11 protein-coding genes are annotated in these 15,036 nt (G+C 58.3%); 3 read left to right on the top strand and 8 right to left on the bottom strand.

Annotated features, from left to right (window positions below):
* Nucleotide 1: 1 nt before the first annotated feature.
* The 4 genes from rsmA to lptD are packed head-to-tail and all read right to left on the bottom strand — an operon-like array spanning nucleotide 2 to nucleotide 5,504.
* Entirely contained in the window at nucleotides 2–823 is an 822-nt protein-coding gene (gene rsmA / locus AS136_RS10505; protein ID WP_008807474.1) for a 16S rRNA (adenine(1518)-N(6)/adenine(1519)-N(6))-dimethyltransferase RsmA, read from the bottom strand.
* Entirely contained in the window at nucleotides 820–1,809 is a 990-nt protein-coding gene (pdxA, locus tag AS136_RS10500) for a 4-hydroxythreonine-4-phosphate dehydrogenase PdxA (protein ID WP_023322055.1), read from the bottom strand. The genes rsmA and pdxA overlap by 4 nt, the downstream gene beginning before the upstream one ends.
* Before the next feature lie 5 nt (nucleotides 1,810–1,814).
* Nucleotides 1,815–3,101: a peptidylprolyl isomerase SurA gene (surA, locus tag AS136_RS10495; protein WP_008807472.1), complete on the bottom strand. Its 1,287-nt coding sequence runs from the start codon at nucleotides 3,099–3,101 to the stop codon at nucleotides 1,815–1,817.
* Between the two features lie 54 nt (nucleotides 3,102–3,155).
* The gene (lptD, locus tag AS136_RS10490; protein ID WP_008807471.1) at nucleotides 3,156–5,504 is read right to left on the bottom strand and encodes an LPS assembly protein LptD; all 2,349 of its coding nucleotides are present in this window, start codon (nucleotides 5,502–5,504) and stop codon (nucleotides 3,156–3,158) included.
* Between the two features lie 243 nt (nucleotides 5,505–5,747).
* Here lptD and djlA point away from each other — a divergent pair, with 243 nt between their 5' ends.
* Nucleotides 5,748–6,575 (top strand): co-chaperone DjlA, encoded by an 828-nt coding sequence (djlA, locus tag AS136_RS10485; protein WP_008807470.1) that lies wholly within the window; start codon nucleotides 5,748–5,750, stop codon nucleotides 6,573–6,575.
* 32 nt (nucleotides 6,576–6,607) lie between these two features.
* Here the strand turns inward: djlA and AS136_RS10480 are convergent, their stop codons facing one another.
* Nucleotides 6,608–7,306, bottom strand: a complete 699-nt coding sequence (locus tag AS136_RS10480; protein ID WP_008807469.1) for a response regulator — start codon at nucleotides 7,304–7,306, stop codon at nucleotides 6,608–6,610.
* The gene (locus tag AS136_RS10475; RefSeq protein WP_023322056.1) at nucleotides 7,296–8,921 is read right to left on the bottom strand and encodes an ATP-binding protein; all 1,626 of its coding nucleotides are present in this window, start codon (nucleotides 8,919–8,921) and stop codon (nucleotides 7,296–7,298) included. Before AS136_RS10475 ends, AS136_RS10480 begins: the two co-directional genes overlap by 11 nt.
* A 323-nt stretch (nucleotides 8,922–9,244) precedes the next feature.
* On the opposite strand from AS136_RS10475, the gene AS136_RS10470 reads away from it, so the two are divergent.
* Both AS136_RS10470 and citX read left to right on the top strand, forming a co-directional pair.
* Nucleotides 9,245–10,609 (top strand): 2-hydroxycarboxylate transporter family protein, encoded by a 1,365-nt coding sequence (locus tag AS136_RS10470; protein WP_008807467.1) that lies wholly within the window; start codon nucleotides 9,245–9,247, stop codon nucleotides 10,607–10,609.
* A gap of 179 nt (nucleotides 10,610–10,788) precedes the next feature.
* Entirely contained in the window at nucleotides 10,789–11,328 is a 540-nt protein-coding gene (gene citX, locus AS136_RS10465) for a citrate lyase holo-[acyl-carrier protein] synthase (RefSeq protein ID WP_008807466.1), read from the top strand.
* 42 nt (nucleotides 11,329–11,370) lie between these two features.
* Here citX and rluA read toward each other — a convergent pair whose 3' ends face one another.
* Nucleotides 11,371–12,030, bottom strand: coding sequence for a bifunctional tRNA pseudouridine(32) synthase/23S rRNA pseudouridine(746) synthase RluA (gene rluA, locus AS136_RS10460; RefSeq protein WP_008807465.1), 660 nt, complete (start codon nucleotides 12,028–12,030; stop codon nucleotides 11,371–11,373).
* Nucleotides 12,031–12,042: 12 nt separating this feature from the next.
* A complete protein-coding gene (gene rapA, locus AS136_RS10455) occupies nucleotides 12,043–14,949 on the bottom strand; it encodes an RNA polymerase-associated protein RapA (protein ID WP_016160286.1) in 2,907 nt (968 codons plus the stop codon).
* Nucleotides 14,950–15,036: the final 87 nt, after the last annotated feature.

The raw sequence follows: 15,036 nt of genomic DNA, 5'->3' as shown, positions 1-15,036 counted from the left end.
GTTAGCTCTCCTTCGAAGGCAGATTGTTGGATAACCAGTTGGCCATCTTACAGTACTGCTCTACAGAAATATTTTCCGCACGCACTGCCGGGTCGACGCCCAGCTCGGTCAACACTTCAACGCTAAACAGATTGCCGAGACTATTGCGGATGGTCTTACGGCGCTGGTTGAAGGCTTCGGTGGTGATGCGGCTCAGTACCCGGACCTCTTTTACCGGATACGGCATGGTGCGGTGCGGCACCAGGCGAACCACCGCGGAGTCAACCTTAGGCGGCGGGGTAAACGCGCTCGGCGGCACTTCGAGTACCGGGATAACCTGGCAATAATATTGCGCCATCACGCTTAACCGACCATACGCCTTACTGTTCGGCCCGGCAACCAGACGATTGACCACTTCTTTCTGCAGCATAAAGTGCATATCGGCAATGGCATCAGTATAGCTGAACAGATGGAACATTAGCGGCGTCGAGATATTGTACGGCAGGTTGCCGAAGACGCGCAGCGGCTGGCCCATTTTCTCCGCCAGTTCGCCGAAGTTCATGGTCATCGCATCCTGCTGATAGATGGTCAGCTTCGGTCCGAGGAACGGGTGCGTCTGCAGGCGAGCCGCCAGATCGCGGTCCAGTTCGATAACGGTCAGCTGGTCAAGACGTTCGCCGACCGGTTCGGTCAGCGCGGCGAGACCCGGGCCGATTTCAACCATCGCCTGGCCTTTCTGCGGATTAATCGCCGAGACGATGCTGTCGATCACAAACTGATCGTTGAGGAAGTTCTGCCCGAAGCGTTTACGGGCTAAATGGCCCTGATGGACTCGATTATTCATTGGGTATTAACAATCATTTTGATGGCGAGATTAAGCGCCGTGATAAAACTGCCGACGTCCGCTTTTCCCTGACCCGCTAATTCCAGTGCGGTGCCGTGGTCGACGGAGGTACGAATAAAAGGTAAACCGAGCGTAATGTTCACGCCGCGGCCAAAGCCCTGGTATTTTAGCACGGGCAGGCCCTGATCGTGGTACATCGCGAGTACCGCATCGGCATGGTCAAGGTATTTGGGCTGAAAGAGGGTGTCTGCCGGCAGCGGACCGCTGAGGTTCATCCCCTTCGCGCGCATCTCTTCCAGCACCGGAATAATGGTGTCTATCTCTTCCGTTCCCATATGGCCGCCTTCGCCAGCGTGCGGGTTAAGCCCGCAAACCAGCACATGCGGCTGGGCAATGCCAAATTTCGTGCGCAGATCGTGATCGAGAATGGTGATGATCTCGCGCAGCAGCTCGGGCGTTATTGCTTCGCTGATGGCTTTCAACGGCAGATGGGTCGTCACCAGCGCCACCCGCAGCTCCTCGGTCGCCAGCATCATCACCACTTTGCTGGCCTTCGCGCGCTCTTCGAAGAACTCGGTATGACCGGTGAAGGCGATGCCGGCGTCGTTGATGTTGCCTTTGTGCACCGGGCCGGTCACTAACGCCGCAAATTCGCCGCTAAGGCAGCCGTCGCAGGCGCGCGCCAGCGTATCCACGACATAGGCGCCGTTTTGCACGTTCAGCACGCCGGGTTCCGCCGGGACGTTCAGCGGTACATTAAGCAGCGTCAGCGTACCAGCGCGTTGCGGAACGGGCGGTTGCGCAGGATCGTATGGGAGGAGAGATAAAGGAAGACCGAGCCGCTGGGCTCGGTCAGTTAACAGGGCGCCGTCGGCGCAGATCACCAGCTCAACTGGCCAGTCGCGCTGGGCAAGCTGCACGACCAGGTCAGGGCCAATCCCGGCGGGTTCGCCGGGAGTGATGACAACTTTACGGATTTCAGGCATCGATATTAGTTGCTCAGAATTTTAACATACGCACTGGCGCGCTGTTCCTGCATCCAGGTTGCCGCTTCTTCAGAGAATTTGCGGTTCATCAGCATGCGGTATGCACGATCTTTCTGCGCGGCGTCGGTTCTGTCGACCTGACGGCTATCCAGCAGTTCGATCAGATGCCAGCCGAAGGAGGAGTGCACCGGTCCGCTGGTCTGCCCTTTGTTCAGACGCATCAGCGCATCGCGGAATGCCGGATCGAAGATGTCCGGCGTCGCCCAACCTAAATCACCGCCCTGGTTTGCTGAACCCGGATCTTCAGAGAACGCTTTCGCCGCTTTGGCGAAGGTGGTTTTCCCGCTCTTAATGTCAGCCGCGATCTGTTCCAGTTTGGCCTGGGCCTGGGCATCATTCATGATCGGCGACGGCTTAAGCAGAATATGACGGGCATGCACTTCGGTGACGGAGATGTTCTGAGTCCCGCCGCGCAGGTCGTTGACTTTCAGAATGTGGAAGCCGACGCCAGAGCGGATCGGGCCGACGATATCCCCTTTTTTGGCGGTGCTTAACGCCTGGGCGAAAATACCTGGCAGCTCCTGGATACGACCCCAGCCCATCTGGCCTCCCTTCAGCGCCTGTTGGTCAGCGGAGTAGGTGATGGCCAGTTTACCGAAGTTAGCGCCGTTGCGCGCTTGTTCAACGATGGCATTTGCTTGCTCCTGAGCTGCGGCAACTTCATCCGCGGTCGGGTTTTCCGCCAGCGGGATCAGGATGTGGCTCAGGTTAAGCTCGGTGCTGGCATCGTTCTGGTCGCCAATCTGTTTTGCCAGCGCTTCGACTTCCTGCGGCAGCACGGTGATACGGCGACGCACTTCATTGTTACGCACTTCCGAAATCAGCATCTCTTTGCGGATCTGGCTACGGTAGGTGTTGTAGTTGATGCCTTCATAGGCCAGACGGCTGCGCATCTGATCCATGGTCATGTTGTTTTGTTTGGCGATGTTGGCGATGGCCTGATCGAGCTGGTCGTCAGAGACCTTCACGCCCATCTTCTGCCCCAACTGCAATACGATCTGGTCCATGATCAGTCTTTCGAGGATTTGATGGCGCAGTGTCGCGTCATCCGGCAGCTGTTGGCCAGCCTGACCCGCATTGAGCTTAACTGATTGCATCAAACCATCGACGTCGCTTTCCAGCACGACGCCATTATTGACGACGGCCGCTACTTTATCGACCACCTGAGGGGCAGCGAAACTGGTATTCGCGATCATGGCGATACCGAGAAGCAGCGTTTTCCAGTTCTTCATACTTTTTCCATTTCAATTAACCGCAAATGCGGACGATGTTGTAAACCAGCCGCATCACAGGGAGCTCTGGTACGGTAAAATGTTCGAACGCAGCATCTGCTGGGTGCCGAGGCCGTAGTTAGAGCTCAGACCGCGCAATTCAATATTGATTCCGAAGGTGTTGTCGTATTTGCTCTCGCCGCCGTTGTTGTTGCTATCCCAGCCGTTGACTTTACGTTCGTAGCCAAGACGGATGGCGTAGCAGCAGGAGTTATACTGAACACCCAACATCTGGTTTGCTGCTTTCCGGGTATTGGTATCGAAGTAGTATGCCCCGACCACGGACCAGCGATCGACGATCGGCCAACTGGCGGTCATCCCCACCTGCGAAATACCCTGTTTATATTGTGCCGCCGTGGAATATGAAGGCAGTGTAGCCTGAATATATTCCGGGCTGGCGTAACGATAGTTAAGCTGGACTAAGCGGTTTTCATCGCGACGGTATTCAATGGTGCCGTTACCGGTGGCGACGTTATCCAGACGGGTGTCGTACTGGATCCCTCCGCGTAAACCCCAGTCATCGGCGATGCGCCAGTAGGTATCGCCGGCCCATACCAGTGAACCCGTGGTGTCGTTGTTCTCCCAGTTGATGTTGTCATCACCGGTGCGTGACTCGGTGAAATAGTAGATTTGACCAACGGAAATATTAAAACGTTCCACGGCGGCGGCATCATACACGCGAGAGGTGATGCCGGTAGTGACCTGGTTGGCTGACGCGATGCGGTCCAGACCGCTATAGGTACGGTCGCGGAACAGGCCGGTGTAGTCCGACTGCAATAGCGTGGAGTCGTAGCTACCGATTTCACTCTGATCGCGGTACGGCACGTACAGATACTGCATGCGCGGTTCCAGCGTTTGGGTGAATCCCTCCTGCAGGTCGCGTTCAAAGACCATTTTACCGTCGATTTTAAACTGCGGCATTACGCGGCTGACAGACTCTTTGTAGTCAGTGCCGTTGGCGGCGTTGTACTTATCGAGGTTACTCTGCTGGTAGTGGGTCGCCAGCAGCTTGGCTTCAGTATTCAGACTGCCCCAGGCGTTGGACAGCGGCAGGTTGATCGTCGGTTCGAGGTGAACGCGGGTCGCTTCCGGCATGTTGTTATTCGAGTTAACAAAATGGGCGACCTGACCGTACAGATGGGTATCGAACGGGCCGACATCGTTCTGGTAGTAGTTGATGTCGAGCTGCGGCTCAGCCGAGTAGGAGTTGCTCGATTCCCGGTCAAAGACCTGGAACTGCTTGGTCGATACCGTCGCGTCAAAGTTCTGATTGACGTAACCGGCGCTGAATTTCTGCGTCGCATAGCCGTCGGTACTGGAACCATATTTCGAGCTGAAATCGTTGAAGTAGTCAGGATCGCTGACCTTGGTGTAGTCAGCGTTCAGACGCCATACCTGATCGATAACCCCGGAGTGGTTCCAGTAGAACAGCCAGCGGCGGCTGTTGCTGTCGCTCGAGTGATCGTCTTCGTAGACTTTATCCGATGGCAGGTAGTCGAATTCAGTTAAGCCGCTGCCGAGCTGGGTCAGGTAGCGGAATTCGTTTTCCCACATCACGCCGCCGCGTTTGTTCATATAGTGCGGGGTGATGGTGGCATCGAAGTTCGGCGCAATGTTCCAGTAGTACGGCAGGGAGAATTCCACACCGTTTTTGGTACTGTATTTGGCGTTCGGGATCAGGAAACCGGAACGACGTTTGTCGCCCACCGGCAACTGCAGGTAAGGGCTGTAGAAAATCGGTACTGAGCCCAGCTTAAAGCGGGCGTTCCAGATCTCGGCAACCTGCTCTTCACGGTCGTGGATGACTTCGCTGCCCACGACGCTCCAGGTGTCGGAGCCCGGCAGACAGGAGGTAAAGCTGCCGTTTTCCAGAATGGTATAGCGGTTTTCGCCGCGCTGTTTCATCAGGTCCGCCGTGCCGCGTCCCTGGCGTCCGACCATTTGATAATCGCCCTGCCAAACGTTGGTATCTTTGGTGTTCAGGTTTGACCAGGCTTTAGGCCCTTTGAGGATCACCTGGTTATCGTCGTAATGGACGTTGCCCAGCGCATCCACCGTTCGCACCGGTTGCGCCTGGCCCGCGGCCTGCTGCTGATGCAGCTGCACTTCGTCGGCACGCAGGCGGCTGTTCCCCTGGTTAATATCGACGTTGCCGGTGAAGACGGCATTATCCGGGTAGTTGCCCTTCGCATGATCGGCGTTAATCGTCACCGGCAGATCGCCAGGCCGCCCTTCCACGAGCGGACGATCAAAGCTTGGCACGCCAAGCATACATTGCGTTGCGAGATCGGCAGCGAGGCCTTGTTGGCTATACAAGGCGCTGGCAATCATCGTAGCCAGGAGGCTGGGAATACGTTTTTTCATACGTTGTATTTATTGTTCCATCATCTTGTGGCAGCGGCTTGCAAACGGTCAGAGCCTAACTTACTCAACATTATCACGCTAGTGTTAATCCTGCCCGTTTCGAGCCCGAGCGTTAGGCACCCTGTTGAATGACGAGTATGATAAAGCAAATTATAGGCTATGTCCCACAATTGACCGAGGCGCGAGTGCCGGGTAACGTGCGGTCATATTCGAGCTTAACGGCGATAAACAGTTGGGGAGTCTATGCAGTATTTGGGTAAAGTGATTGGCGTGGCAGTGGCTTTGCTGATGGGCGGTGGGTTTTGGGGTGTCGTGCTCGGCTTCCTGGTGGGCCATATGTTTGACCGGGCGCGCAGTCGCCGGTTGAATCTCTTCGCCAATCAACAGGAACGCCAGTCGCTCTTCTTTTCCACCACCTTTGAAGTGATGGGGCATCTGACCAAATCCAAGGGTCGCGTCACCGAAGCTGATATTCATGTCGCCAATGTGCTGATGGATCGCATGAACCTGCACGGCGCATCGCGTACGGCGGCGCAGCAGGCGTTTCGCGACGGCAAGGCCGACAACTATCCGCTGCGCGAGAAGATGCGTCAGCTGCGCAGCGTCTGCTTTGGGCGCTTCGATCTGATTCGGATGTTTCTGGAAATTCAGCTGCAGGCGGCGTTCGCTGACGGCGAATTGCACCCCAACGAACGTGAAGTGCTGTTCGTCATCGCTGACGAGCTTGGCATCTCCCGCGCCCAGTTCGATCAATTCCTGCGGATGATGCAGGGCGGCGCCCAGTTTGGCGGCGGTTCGCAGCAGCAATCGTATGGTCAGCACGGCGGCAATGCCGGCTGGCAGCAGGCGCAGCGCGGGCCAACCCTCGAAGATGCCTGCAATGTGCTGGGGGTGAAACCGACCGATGACGCGGCGACGGTGAAGCGCGCCTATCGTAAGCTGATGAACGAACATCATCCGGACAAGCTAGTGGCGAAAGGGCTGCCGCCGGAGATGATGGAGATGGCCAAACAGAAAGCTCAGGAGATCCAGAAGGCCTGGGAGCTGATCAAAGAGCAGCGCGGCTTCTGAGTTTTCCCGCCCCTCCCGTCCGGCGAGGGGTTTTAGTTTTTAGGCTGTGCGCGTCGGTACAGCCGCCGCGGATGGCCGATTTTTCCATACAGCATCTCCACTTCCAGAAAGCCGGTCTCGACACCGTGTTCCAGATAGCGCCGGGCGGTGGTTTTGCTGAGCCCGGCGGCGCTGACCACCTCATCGACGGAAAAACAGTGTGCTTCCCGGCCGCTAAACAATCCCTGCACCAGCGCCAGCGTCTTCTCTTCAATGCCCTTACTGCCGCTATCCACGCGGAAGTTCTTCGCCTGCAGTTGGTAGAGAGAATCGACGTTCTGCTGATCGACGATTTTCCATTCCCGCTGCTGATCGTAAAACTGGATAAAGCGCTCAAGCGACTGGCTCAGCCGCTTCCAGGAGACGGGCTTAAGGATATAGTCGAAGGCGCCGTTGCGGATGGCCAGGCTGCAGGTTTCCATATCGCTGGCGGCGGTGATAAAGATCACTGAGCAATGGGTGGTTGCCAGCACCGGGTCGGTCATCAGCGTGACGCCTTTGCCGTCCGGTAAATAGTTATCCAGCAGCACCAGCTGCGGCGGACTGGCGTGGAGCAACTGCCGCGCCTGAGCGAGGGAGGCCGCCATGCCTGCCAGCCGCAGTCGCGGGTGTTTTTGCACAAGCTCGGCGTGCAGGCGCGCCAGCTCGCTCTCATCTTCAATGATCAGCACATCGACCAGGTCATGATGCATCGTGGGCCTCCGTTTGCGGACAGGCGGGGGCGTCGGCCGGGATAAACAGGGTGAAGATGGTTCCCCGCGGCGCGTTGTCGGCGACTTCGATGGTGCCGCCCGCCTGAGTGACATAATGTTCAATAAGATACAGACCAATGCCGTGATCGCCACGGGTTTTGGTGGTCACGCCGCGTTCAAAAATACGGTCGCGAATATCGGGACGAATGCCGACGCCGCGGTCAGCCACTTCGATGATCAGTTCCCGGGCGTTGAGCTGAATCAGCACTTCCACCGGCTCGTGCGGCAGCTCGGCGCGCTGCGTGGCTTCGATGGCGTTATCCAGCAGGTTGCCGATGATGGAGATCAGTTCGGATTCCTTTAACGACGGCAGCGGACGATCGATACGACAGGCCGGGTCGAAGCTCAGGGCCACGCCTTTTTCGCGGGCGCGGGTCGCTTTGCCCAACAGCAGGCCGCACAGCGTCGGCGAGTGGAAGTGCGAGGAGATGAAGTCCAGCAGCTCCTGGGCATGCTCCGACTGGGCCTGAATATAGCGGATCGCTTCGTCATAGTGACCCATATGCAGCAGACCGGAGAGGGTGGTCATCCGGTTGAGCTGTTCGTGGCGCATGATGCGCAGGTTGTCGACATAGCGCTTCACCTGGCTGAGCTGGGCGGTGAGGGCATTGATTTCGTTGCGGTCGCGGAAGGTGATCACCCAGCCCTGCAGCGTATTCTCCAGCATAATGCGCACCCGGCTGGCGAGCACGGTCAGCTGGTTGAAGCGGCACAGCTCGTCATGAGTGTCACGCTCGAGCATGTCGCCGCTGGCGAAAAACGGCTGCGGCGAAATGACGCTGTCGATTGACTGGCCGCGCAGCTGACGGGCAGGCTGGCTGAGCCCCAGCAGGCTGCGGGCGGCATGGTTAATCACCTCAATGCGCCGCTGGTGATCGATGACGATCACCCCTTCAAAGATCGACTCCATCATTGCCTTTTGCTGACGTACCAGCAGGCCGATCTCCCGCGGCTCGAGCGAAAAAATCTGCTTCTTGATGCTGCGGGTAAAGTACCAGGAGAAGATAAACAGGGCGATGAGCAGCAGGATGGCGGCGATAAAAATATTGATCACTTTGGTCAGCGTGATGCTGTCGAGATAGCTGGTGAGGTAGCCAACGGAGACAATGCCGATCACCTGCCCCTCGTCATCGACGATGGGCGTTTTGCTGCGCAGTGAGACGCCGAGGCCGCCTTTGCGAATGGTGGTGATGGAGTGCCCCTCCAGCACCGCCTGATTGTCGCCGCCGACCAGCCGCGTGCCAACCCACTCCGGATGGACGGAGTGAAACAGATGCACGCCCTGCCGATCGCCGATGACGATAAAACTGGCGTCGCTATGGGCGGCGATTTGCTGCATAAACGCCCGGATCGCCTGCGGATCGTGCTGGCTGACCTGCTGACGCAAATTTGGCATCAGGGCTATCTCTTCAGCCTGAATTTTGGCCCGGCCACTCATCTCCTGATACAGCTGGCGGCTGGCGTCAAAATAATAATAAATGCCCAGCGCTATAAAGAGGACCGAGAAAAAGGCGACCAGCGAAATAAACAGCTTATATTGAAAAGAGAGCTTCATAGGTCCCGTACTGCGTATTCACCATACCGGCACTCTATCATTTTTCTGTCACGTGACGTAAATGTTAAGAAGAAGTTGTGATCGCCTGCGCAGGCGCTGGCTGTCGGCGGGGGACTCAGCGGAAATAACGCGTCAGGGAGAATAAAAACCATAAAAACCACAATAATAAATCAGAGATATATCACCCCTTAGCGGTTCCGTGAATAGAAACCATAAAAACCATAGTGACCATTAAAACTTCTTTTTTAATCTGGGGAGCTTCACATTAACGACGCCGCTGTCCCTTTACGCTGAAAATGAATAATAACGACAGGGCTGAATTTATGAGCACCACAGACAATGCATTCTCTGCAACCCTTGAACCGATCAATACGCCGAAAACCACGCTGAAGCAGCGCTGGTGGCACATCATGGATAACTGGAAGGTAGGGATCGTCCCGCTGCCGCTGTTTTTACTGGCCGGGGGGCTGATTGCCCTCGACTGCCTTGGCGGTAAACTGCCGAGCGATATCGTGGTGATGGTGGCCACCCTGGCTTTCTTTGGCTTCGCCTGCGGCGAGTTTGGTAAGCGCCTGCCGGTGCTGGGAAAACTCGGCGCGGCGGCGATCTGCGCCACTTTTATTCCTTCCGCGCTGGTCCACTACGGTCTGCTGCCGGATGTGGTCGTGGAATCCACCACCAAATTCTATAAATCCACCAATATCCTCTATCTCTACATCTGCTGCATCATCGTCGGCAGCATCATGAGTATGAACCGCACCACGCTGATTCAGGGCTTTCTGAAGATCTTCTTCCCGATGCTGTGCGGCGAAGTGGTCGGCATGCTGGTGGGCATCGGCGTCGGCACGCTGCTGGGCATGGAGCCGTTCCAGGTGTTCTTCTTTATCGTGCTGCCGATCATGGCCGGTGGCGTGGGGGAAGGGGCGATCCCGCTGTCAATGGGTTACGCCGCGCTGATGCATATGGAGCAGGGCGTGGCGCTGGGCCGGATATTGCCGATGGTGATGCTCGGCAGTCTGACGGCGATCGTTATCTCCGGCTGCCTCAACCAGCTCGGCAAGCGTTCTCCGCATCTCACCGGTGAAGGGCAACTGATGCCGAACCGCAGCAATGAAACCCGTAGCCTCGGCGAGAGCGAAGGTGTGAGCGGCAAAACCGACGTCGGGACCCTGGCCTCCGGCGCGCTGCTGGCGGTGCTGCTGTATATGATGGGGATGCTTGGCCACAAACTGATTGGCCTGCCGGCGCCGGTGGGCATGCTGTTCCTCGCGGTGCTGTTAAAGCTGGCTAACGTGGTTTCTCCACGCCTGCAGGAGGGATCGCAGATGGTGTATAAATTCTTCCGCACCGCGGTGACTTACCCGATCCTCTTTGCCGTCGGCGTGGCGATCACCCCGTGGCAGGAACTGGTAAACGCCTTCACGCTGACCAACCTGCTGGTGATTGTCAGTACCGTCTCGGCGCTGGTGGCGACCGGGTTCTTTGTGGGTAAAAAAATAGGGATGCACCCGATCGATGTGGCGATTGTCTCCTGTTGCCAGAGCGGGCAGGGCGGCACCGGCGATGTGGCGATCCTGACCGCCGGTAACCGCATGAGCCTGATGCCGTTCGCGCAGATCGCTACCCGCATCGGCGGGGCGATAAATGTCTCGCTGGGACTGCTGTTCCTCAGCCACTATCTGGCGTGATTAAACGCTGCGCTAAGCGATAAATCTGCCATTTTCCGCTACAGAACGCAGAAAATATCTGCGTTCTGTATCCTAAATGCTCCGCATTTAGCGTTACAATCAGCGCGCGATCGGCTATCGCATCCATCATCATGACAGCCCAGGCGCTGTCGCATTTATCATATGTAGGAGAGGAATTAATGTCAGTGGATACTCCCGCCCAGGCGGGCGTCAGCATCGATGCATTGCTGGCGGCGAAAGAGCAGCGTGCAGCCCGCCAGGCTGACTGGCTGGCCCATTATCAGCAGCCTGTTATTTCCCTGACCCTGGTGACCCCGGGGGCGGTGAAAGACAGCATTCGCTATCGCAACATGATGGGCGTTGCCCTCCAGGCCTGCGACCAGCTGCTGTGGAAGCACCGCTGGCAAGCGCTGGATCGTCAGGTGCTGTGGTTGCCGACCGGGCCCGAAGCGCTGTGGTGCGTGGCGCACCCGGCCAGCGAAATCAAAGCGATGTGCAGCACGCTGGAGCAGAGCCATCCGCTGGGACGCCTGTGGGATATCGATGTGATCTGTCCACAGAACGGGCAGGTGGGACGTCAGTCGCTGGGTGAGTCGCAGCGCCGCTGTCTGCTGTGTGATGAGCCGGCGCACGCCTGCGCGCGCAGCCGTCGCCACGACACCGATCTCGTCGTGGCGCGCGTTGAGCAGATGATTGATGCGTGGTTTGCCCGCGACTAACGGGTCAGTATTCCCCGGCGGCAAGGCGCTACCGGGGACATCCTAAAAATCGACCGGCGCGCGAAAGGTCATCGCGTTGCCGTAGGCAGGGTGGGTGATGGTGAGCGTCTCGGCGTGCAGCAGCAGACGCGGGGCCATCGCCAGCGCCTCCGGCGTGGCATAAAAGCGGTCGCCAAGGATCGGATGCCCCAGCGCCAGCATATGCACGCGCAGCTGATGCGAGCGCCCGGTAATCGGCTTCAGGCGCACGCGGGCGGTGTTGTCCTCCGCGTACTCCAGCACCTCATACTCGGTTTGCGCCGCTTTGCCGGTTTCGTAGCACACCTTCTGCTTTGGCCGGTTCGGCCAGTCGCAAATCAGCGGTAAATCCACCAGACCTTCCGCCGGCTGCGGATGGCCCCAGACGCGGGCGACGTACTGTTTTTTCGGCTCGCGCTCGCGGAACTGACGTTTCAGCTCACGCTCTGCGGCCTTATTCAGCGCCACCACAATCACGCCGCTGGTGGCCATATCAAGGCGATGCACCGATTCGGCCTGCGGGAAGTCGCGCTGAATGCGCGTCATCACGCTGTCTTTATGCTCCTCAAGACGACCGGGTACGGACAACAAGCCGCTCGGCTTGTTGACCACCATGATGTGCTCATCCTGATACAGGATCACCAGCCAGGGATCCTGCGGCGGATTGTAGTTTTCCATCGCCATTTTCGCGTTCCGTTACTGGTGAGTAACGACGATCAGACGCAGCGCGTCCAGACGCCATCCGGCCTGTCCTAACGCCTCCAGCACCTGCTGGCGATTGCTTTCGATGGCCGCCAGTTCGTCGTCACGGATGTTCGGGTTCACCGCCTTCAGCGCTTCGAGACGCGACAGTTCCGCCGTCAGCTTTTCATCGGCTTCGTTACGCGCTGCGTCGATCAGCCCCTGCGCCGCTTTGGCGATCTGCGCTTCGCCCTGTTGCAGAATGGCGTGAACGTCCTGCTGCACCGCGTTGACCAGTTTGCTGCCGGTGTGGCGGTTGACCGCGCTCAGCTGGCGGTTGAAGCTTTCAAATTCCACCTGGCCGGCGAGGTTGTTGCCGTTTTTATCCAGCAGCAGGCGAACCGGGGTCGCCGGCAGGAAGCGGTTAAGCTGCAGCTGCTTCGGCGCCTGCGCTTCGACGACGTAGATCAGCTCCAGCAGCAGGGTGCCGACCGGCAGCGCCTTATTCTTCAGCAGGGAAATGGTGCTGCTGCCGGTATCGCCGGAGAGGATCAGATCCAGACCGTTGCGGATCAGCGGATGTTCCCAGGTGATGAACTGCGCATCTTCACGCGACAGCGCCACGTCACGCTCGAAGGTGATGGTGCAGCCGTCTTCCGGCAGGCCCGGGAAATCCGGGACCAGCATATGGTCGGACGGGGTGAGGACGATCAGGTTTTCACCGCGGTCGTCCTGGTTGATGCCGACGATATCGAACAGGTTCATCGAGAAGGCGATCAGACTGGTGTCGTCATCCTGCTCTTCGATGCTCTCCGCCAGCGCCTGCGCTTTCTCGCCGCCGTTGGAGTGGATCTCCAGCAGACGGTCGCGGCCCTGCTCCAGCTGCGCCTTCAGGGCGTCATGCTGTTGGCGGCAGGATTTGATCAGATCGTCAAAGCCGTCGGTGGATTCTGGCGCCGCAAGATAGTTGATCAGTTCATCATGGACGCTGTCGTAGACGGTGCGGCCGGTCGGGCAGGTATGTTCGAAGGCATCGAGCCCTTCGTGATACCAGCGCACCAGCACCGACTGCGCGGTCTTTTCCAGGTATGGAACGTGGATCTGGATATCGTGCGCCTGACCGATACGGTCGAGACGGCCGATACGCTGCTCCAGCAGATCCGGGTTAAACGGCAGGTCGAACATCACCAGGTTGCTGGCGAACTGGAAGTTACGTCCTTCGGAGCCGATTTCGGAGCACAGCAACACCTGCGCGCCGGTGTCTTCTTCGGCAAACCACGCCGCGGCGCGGTCGCGTTCGATAATCGACATCCCTTCATGGAACACCGCGGCGCGGATGCCTTCGCGCTCGCGCAGCACCTGCTCCAGCTGTAGCGCGGTGGCGGCTTTGGCGCAAATCACCAGGACCTTCTGCGAGCGATGGCTGGTCAGGTAGCCCATCAGCCACTCGACGCGCGGGTCGAAGTTCCACCAGGTGCCGGTATCGCCTTCAAATTCCTGATAGATCTGCTCCGGATAGAGCATGTCGCGCGCGCGCTCTTCCGCGGTTTTGCGGGCGCCCATGATGCCAGAGACCTTGATGGCCGTCTGGTACTGGGTCGGCAGCGGCAGACGAATGGTGTGCAGCTCGCGCTTCGGGAAGCCTTTCACGCCGTTACGGGTGTTTCGGAACAGCACGCGGCTGGTGCCGTGGCGGTCCATCAGCATCGAGACCAGCTCCTGGCGCGCGGCCTGAGCGTCTTCGCGGTCGCTGTTGGCAGCCTGCAGCAGCGGCTCGATATCCTGCTCGCCGATCAGATCGCCAAGGGTATTGAGTTCGCTATCGCTCAGCGTGTTGCCCGCCAGCAGCAGGGCGACGGCATCGGCGACCGGGCGGTAGTTTTGTTGTTCTTCAACAAACTGGGCAAAATCGTGGAAGCGGTTTGGATCCAGCAGACGCAGGCGCGCAAAGTGGCTCTCCATCCCCAACTGTTCCGGCGTCGCGGTCAGCAGCAGGATGCCCGGCACGCGCTCGGCCAGCTGTTCAATGGCCTGATATTCACGGCTCGGCGCCTCTTCGCTCCACACCAGGTGGTGCGCTTCGTCGACCACCATCAGGTCCCATTCGGCGTCGCACAGATGCTCCAGGCGCTGTTTGCTGCGGCGCACGAAGTCTAAAGAGCAGATCACCAGCTGTTCGGTTTCGAACGGGTTGTAGGCATCGTGCTGCGCTTCGGCGTAACGTTCGTCGTCGAACAGTGAGAAACGCAGGTTGAAACGGCGCAGCATTTCCACCAGCCACTGGTGCTGGAGGGTTTCCGGGACCACAATCAGCACGCGCTCGGCGGCGCCGGAGAGCAGCTGCTGGTGGAGGATCATCCCGGCTTCGATGGTTTTACCTAAGCCCACTTCATCGGCCAGCAGGACGCGCGGCGCGTGACGACGGCCCACGTCGTGGGCGATGTTCAGCTGATGCGGGATCAGGCTGGTGCGCTGGCCGCGCAGGCCGCTCCACGGCATGCGGTACTGCTCGCTCTGGAACTTACGCGCACGGTAGCGCAGGGCAAAGCGGTCCATACGGTCAATTTGACCGGCAAACAGGCGGTCCTGCGGCTTGCTGAACACCAGTTTGCTGTCGAGCAGCACTTCACGCAGAGTCACGTTCGCTTCCTGGGTGTCCAGGCGAGTGCCGGTGTAGGACAGCAGCCCGTTCTCTTCATTCACTTTGTCAACGTGGAGCTGCCAGCCTTCATGGCTGGTAATGGTGTCGCCCGGGTTAAACATCACGCGGGTGATCGGGGAATCGTTGCGAGAGTACAGACGGTTTTCGCCGATGGCGGGGAAAAGGAGAGTGACCATGCGCGCATCCAGCGCTACCACCGTCCCTAATCCTAGTTCGCTCTCTGTGTCGCTAATCCAGCGTTGACCAAGTGTAAAAGGCATATGTGTTCGGCTCTTTGTTCTTTAATTGCAGGCAATAGTTGATCATCTCCATGAATAATCGGAGATGCGTCAAAATTGGGGCCAGGA

The organism is Klebsiella sp. D5A (assembly GCF_001620885.1).
In the GTDB taxonomy this organism is placed as follows: Bacteria; Pseudomonadota; Gammaproteobacteria; order Enterobacterales; family Enterobacteriaceae; genus Klebsiella; species Klebsiella variicola.
The sequence above is the reverse complement of the archived record's forward strand: the minus strand, read 5'-3'. Positions and strand labels throughout refer to the sequence as shown.

Bases quoted from the DNA above. Each gene is read 5' to 3' on its own strand.
- AS136_RS10475 (WP_023322056.1), bottom strand. From the start codon at position 8,921: ATGAAGCTCTCTTTTCAATATAAGCTGTTTATTTCGCTGGTCGCCTTT.
- AS136_RS10470 (WP_008807467.1), top strand. From the start codon at position 9,245: ATGAGCACCACAGACAATGCATTCTCTGCAACCCTTGAACCGATCAAT.
- rsmA (WP_008807474.1), bottom strand. From the start codon at position 823: ATGAATAATCGAGTCCATCAGGGCCATTTAGCCCGTAAACGCTTCGGG.
- djlA (WP_008807470.1), top strand. From the start codon at position 5,748: ATGCAGTATTTGGGTAAAGTGATTGGCGTGGCAGTGGCTTTGCTGATG.
- lptD (WP_008807471.1), bottom strand. From the start codon at position 5,504: ATGAAAAAACGTATTCCCAGCCTCCTGGCTACGATGATTGCCAGCGCC.
- pdxA (WP_023322055.1), bottom strand. From the start codon at position 1,809: ATGCCTGAAATCCGTAAAGTTGTCATCACTCCCGGCGAACCCGCCGGG.
- rapA (WP_016160286.1), bottom strand. From the start codon at position 14,949: ATGCCTTTTACACTTGGTCAACGCTGGATTAGCGACACAGAGAGCGAA.
- surA (WP_008807472.1), bottom strand. From the start codon at position 3,101: ATGAAGAACTGGAAAACGCTGCTTCTCGGTATCGCCATGATCGCGAAT.
- AS136_RS10480 (WP_008807469.1), bottom strand. From the start codon at position 7,306: ATGCATCATGACCTGGTCGATGTGCTGATCATTGAAGATGAGAGCGAG.
- rluA (WP_008807465.1), bottom strand. From the start codon at position 12,030: ATGGCGATGGAAAACTACAATCCGCCGCAGGATCCCTGGCTGGTGATC.
- citX (WP_008807466.1), top strand. From the start codon at position 10,789: ATGTCAGTGGATACTCCCGCCCAGGCGGGCGTCAGCATCGATGCATTG.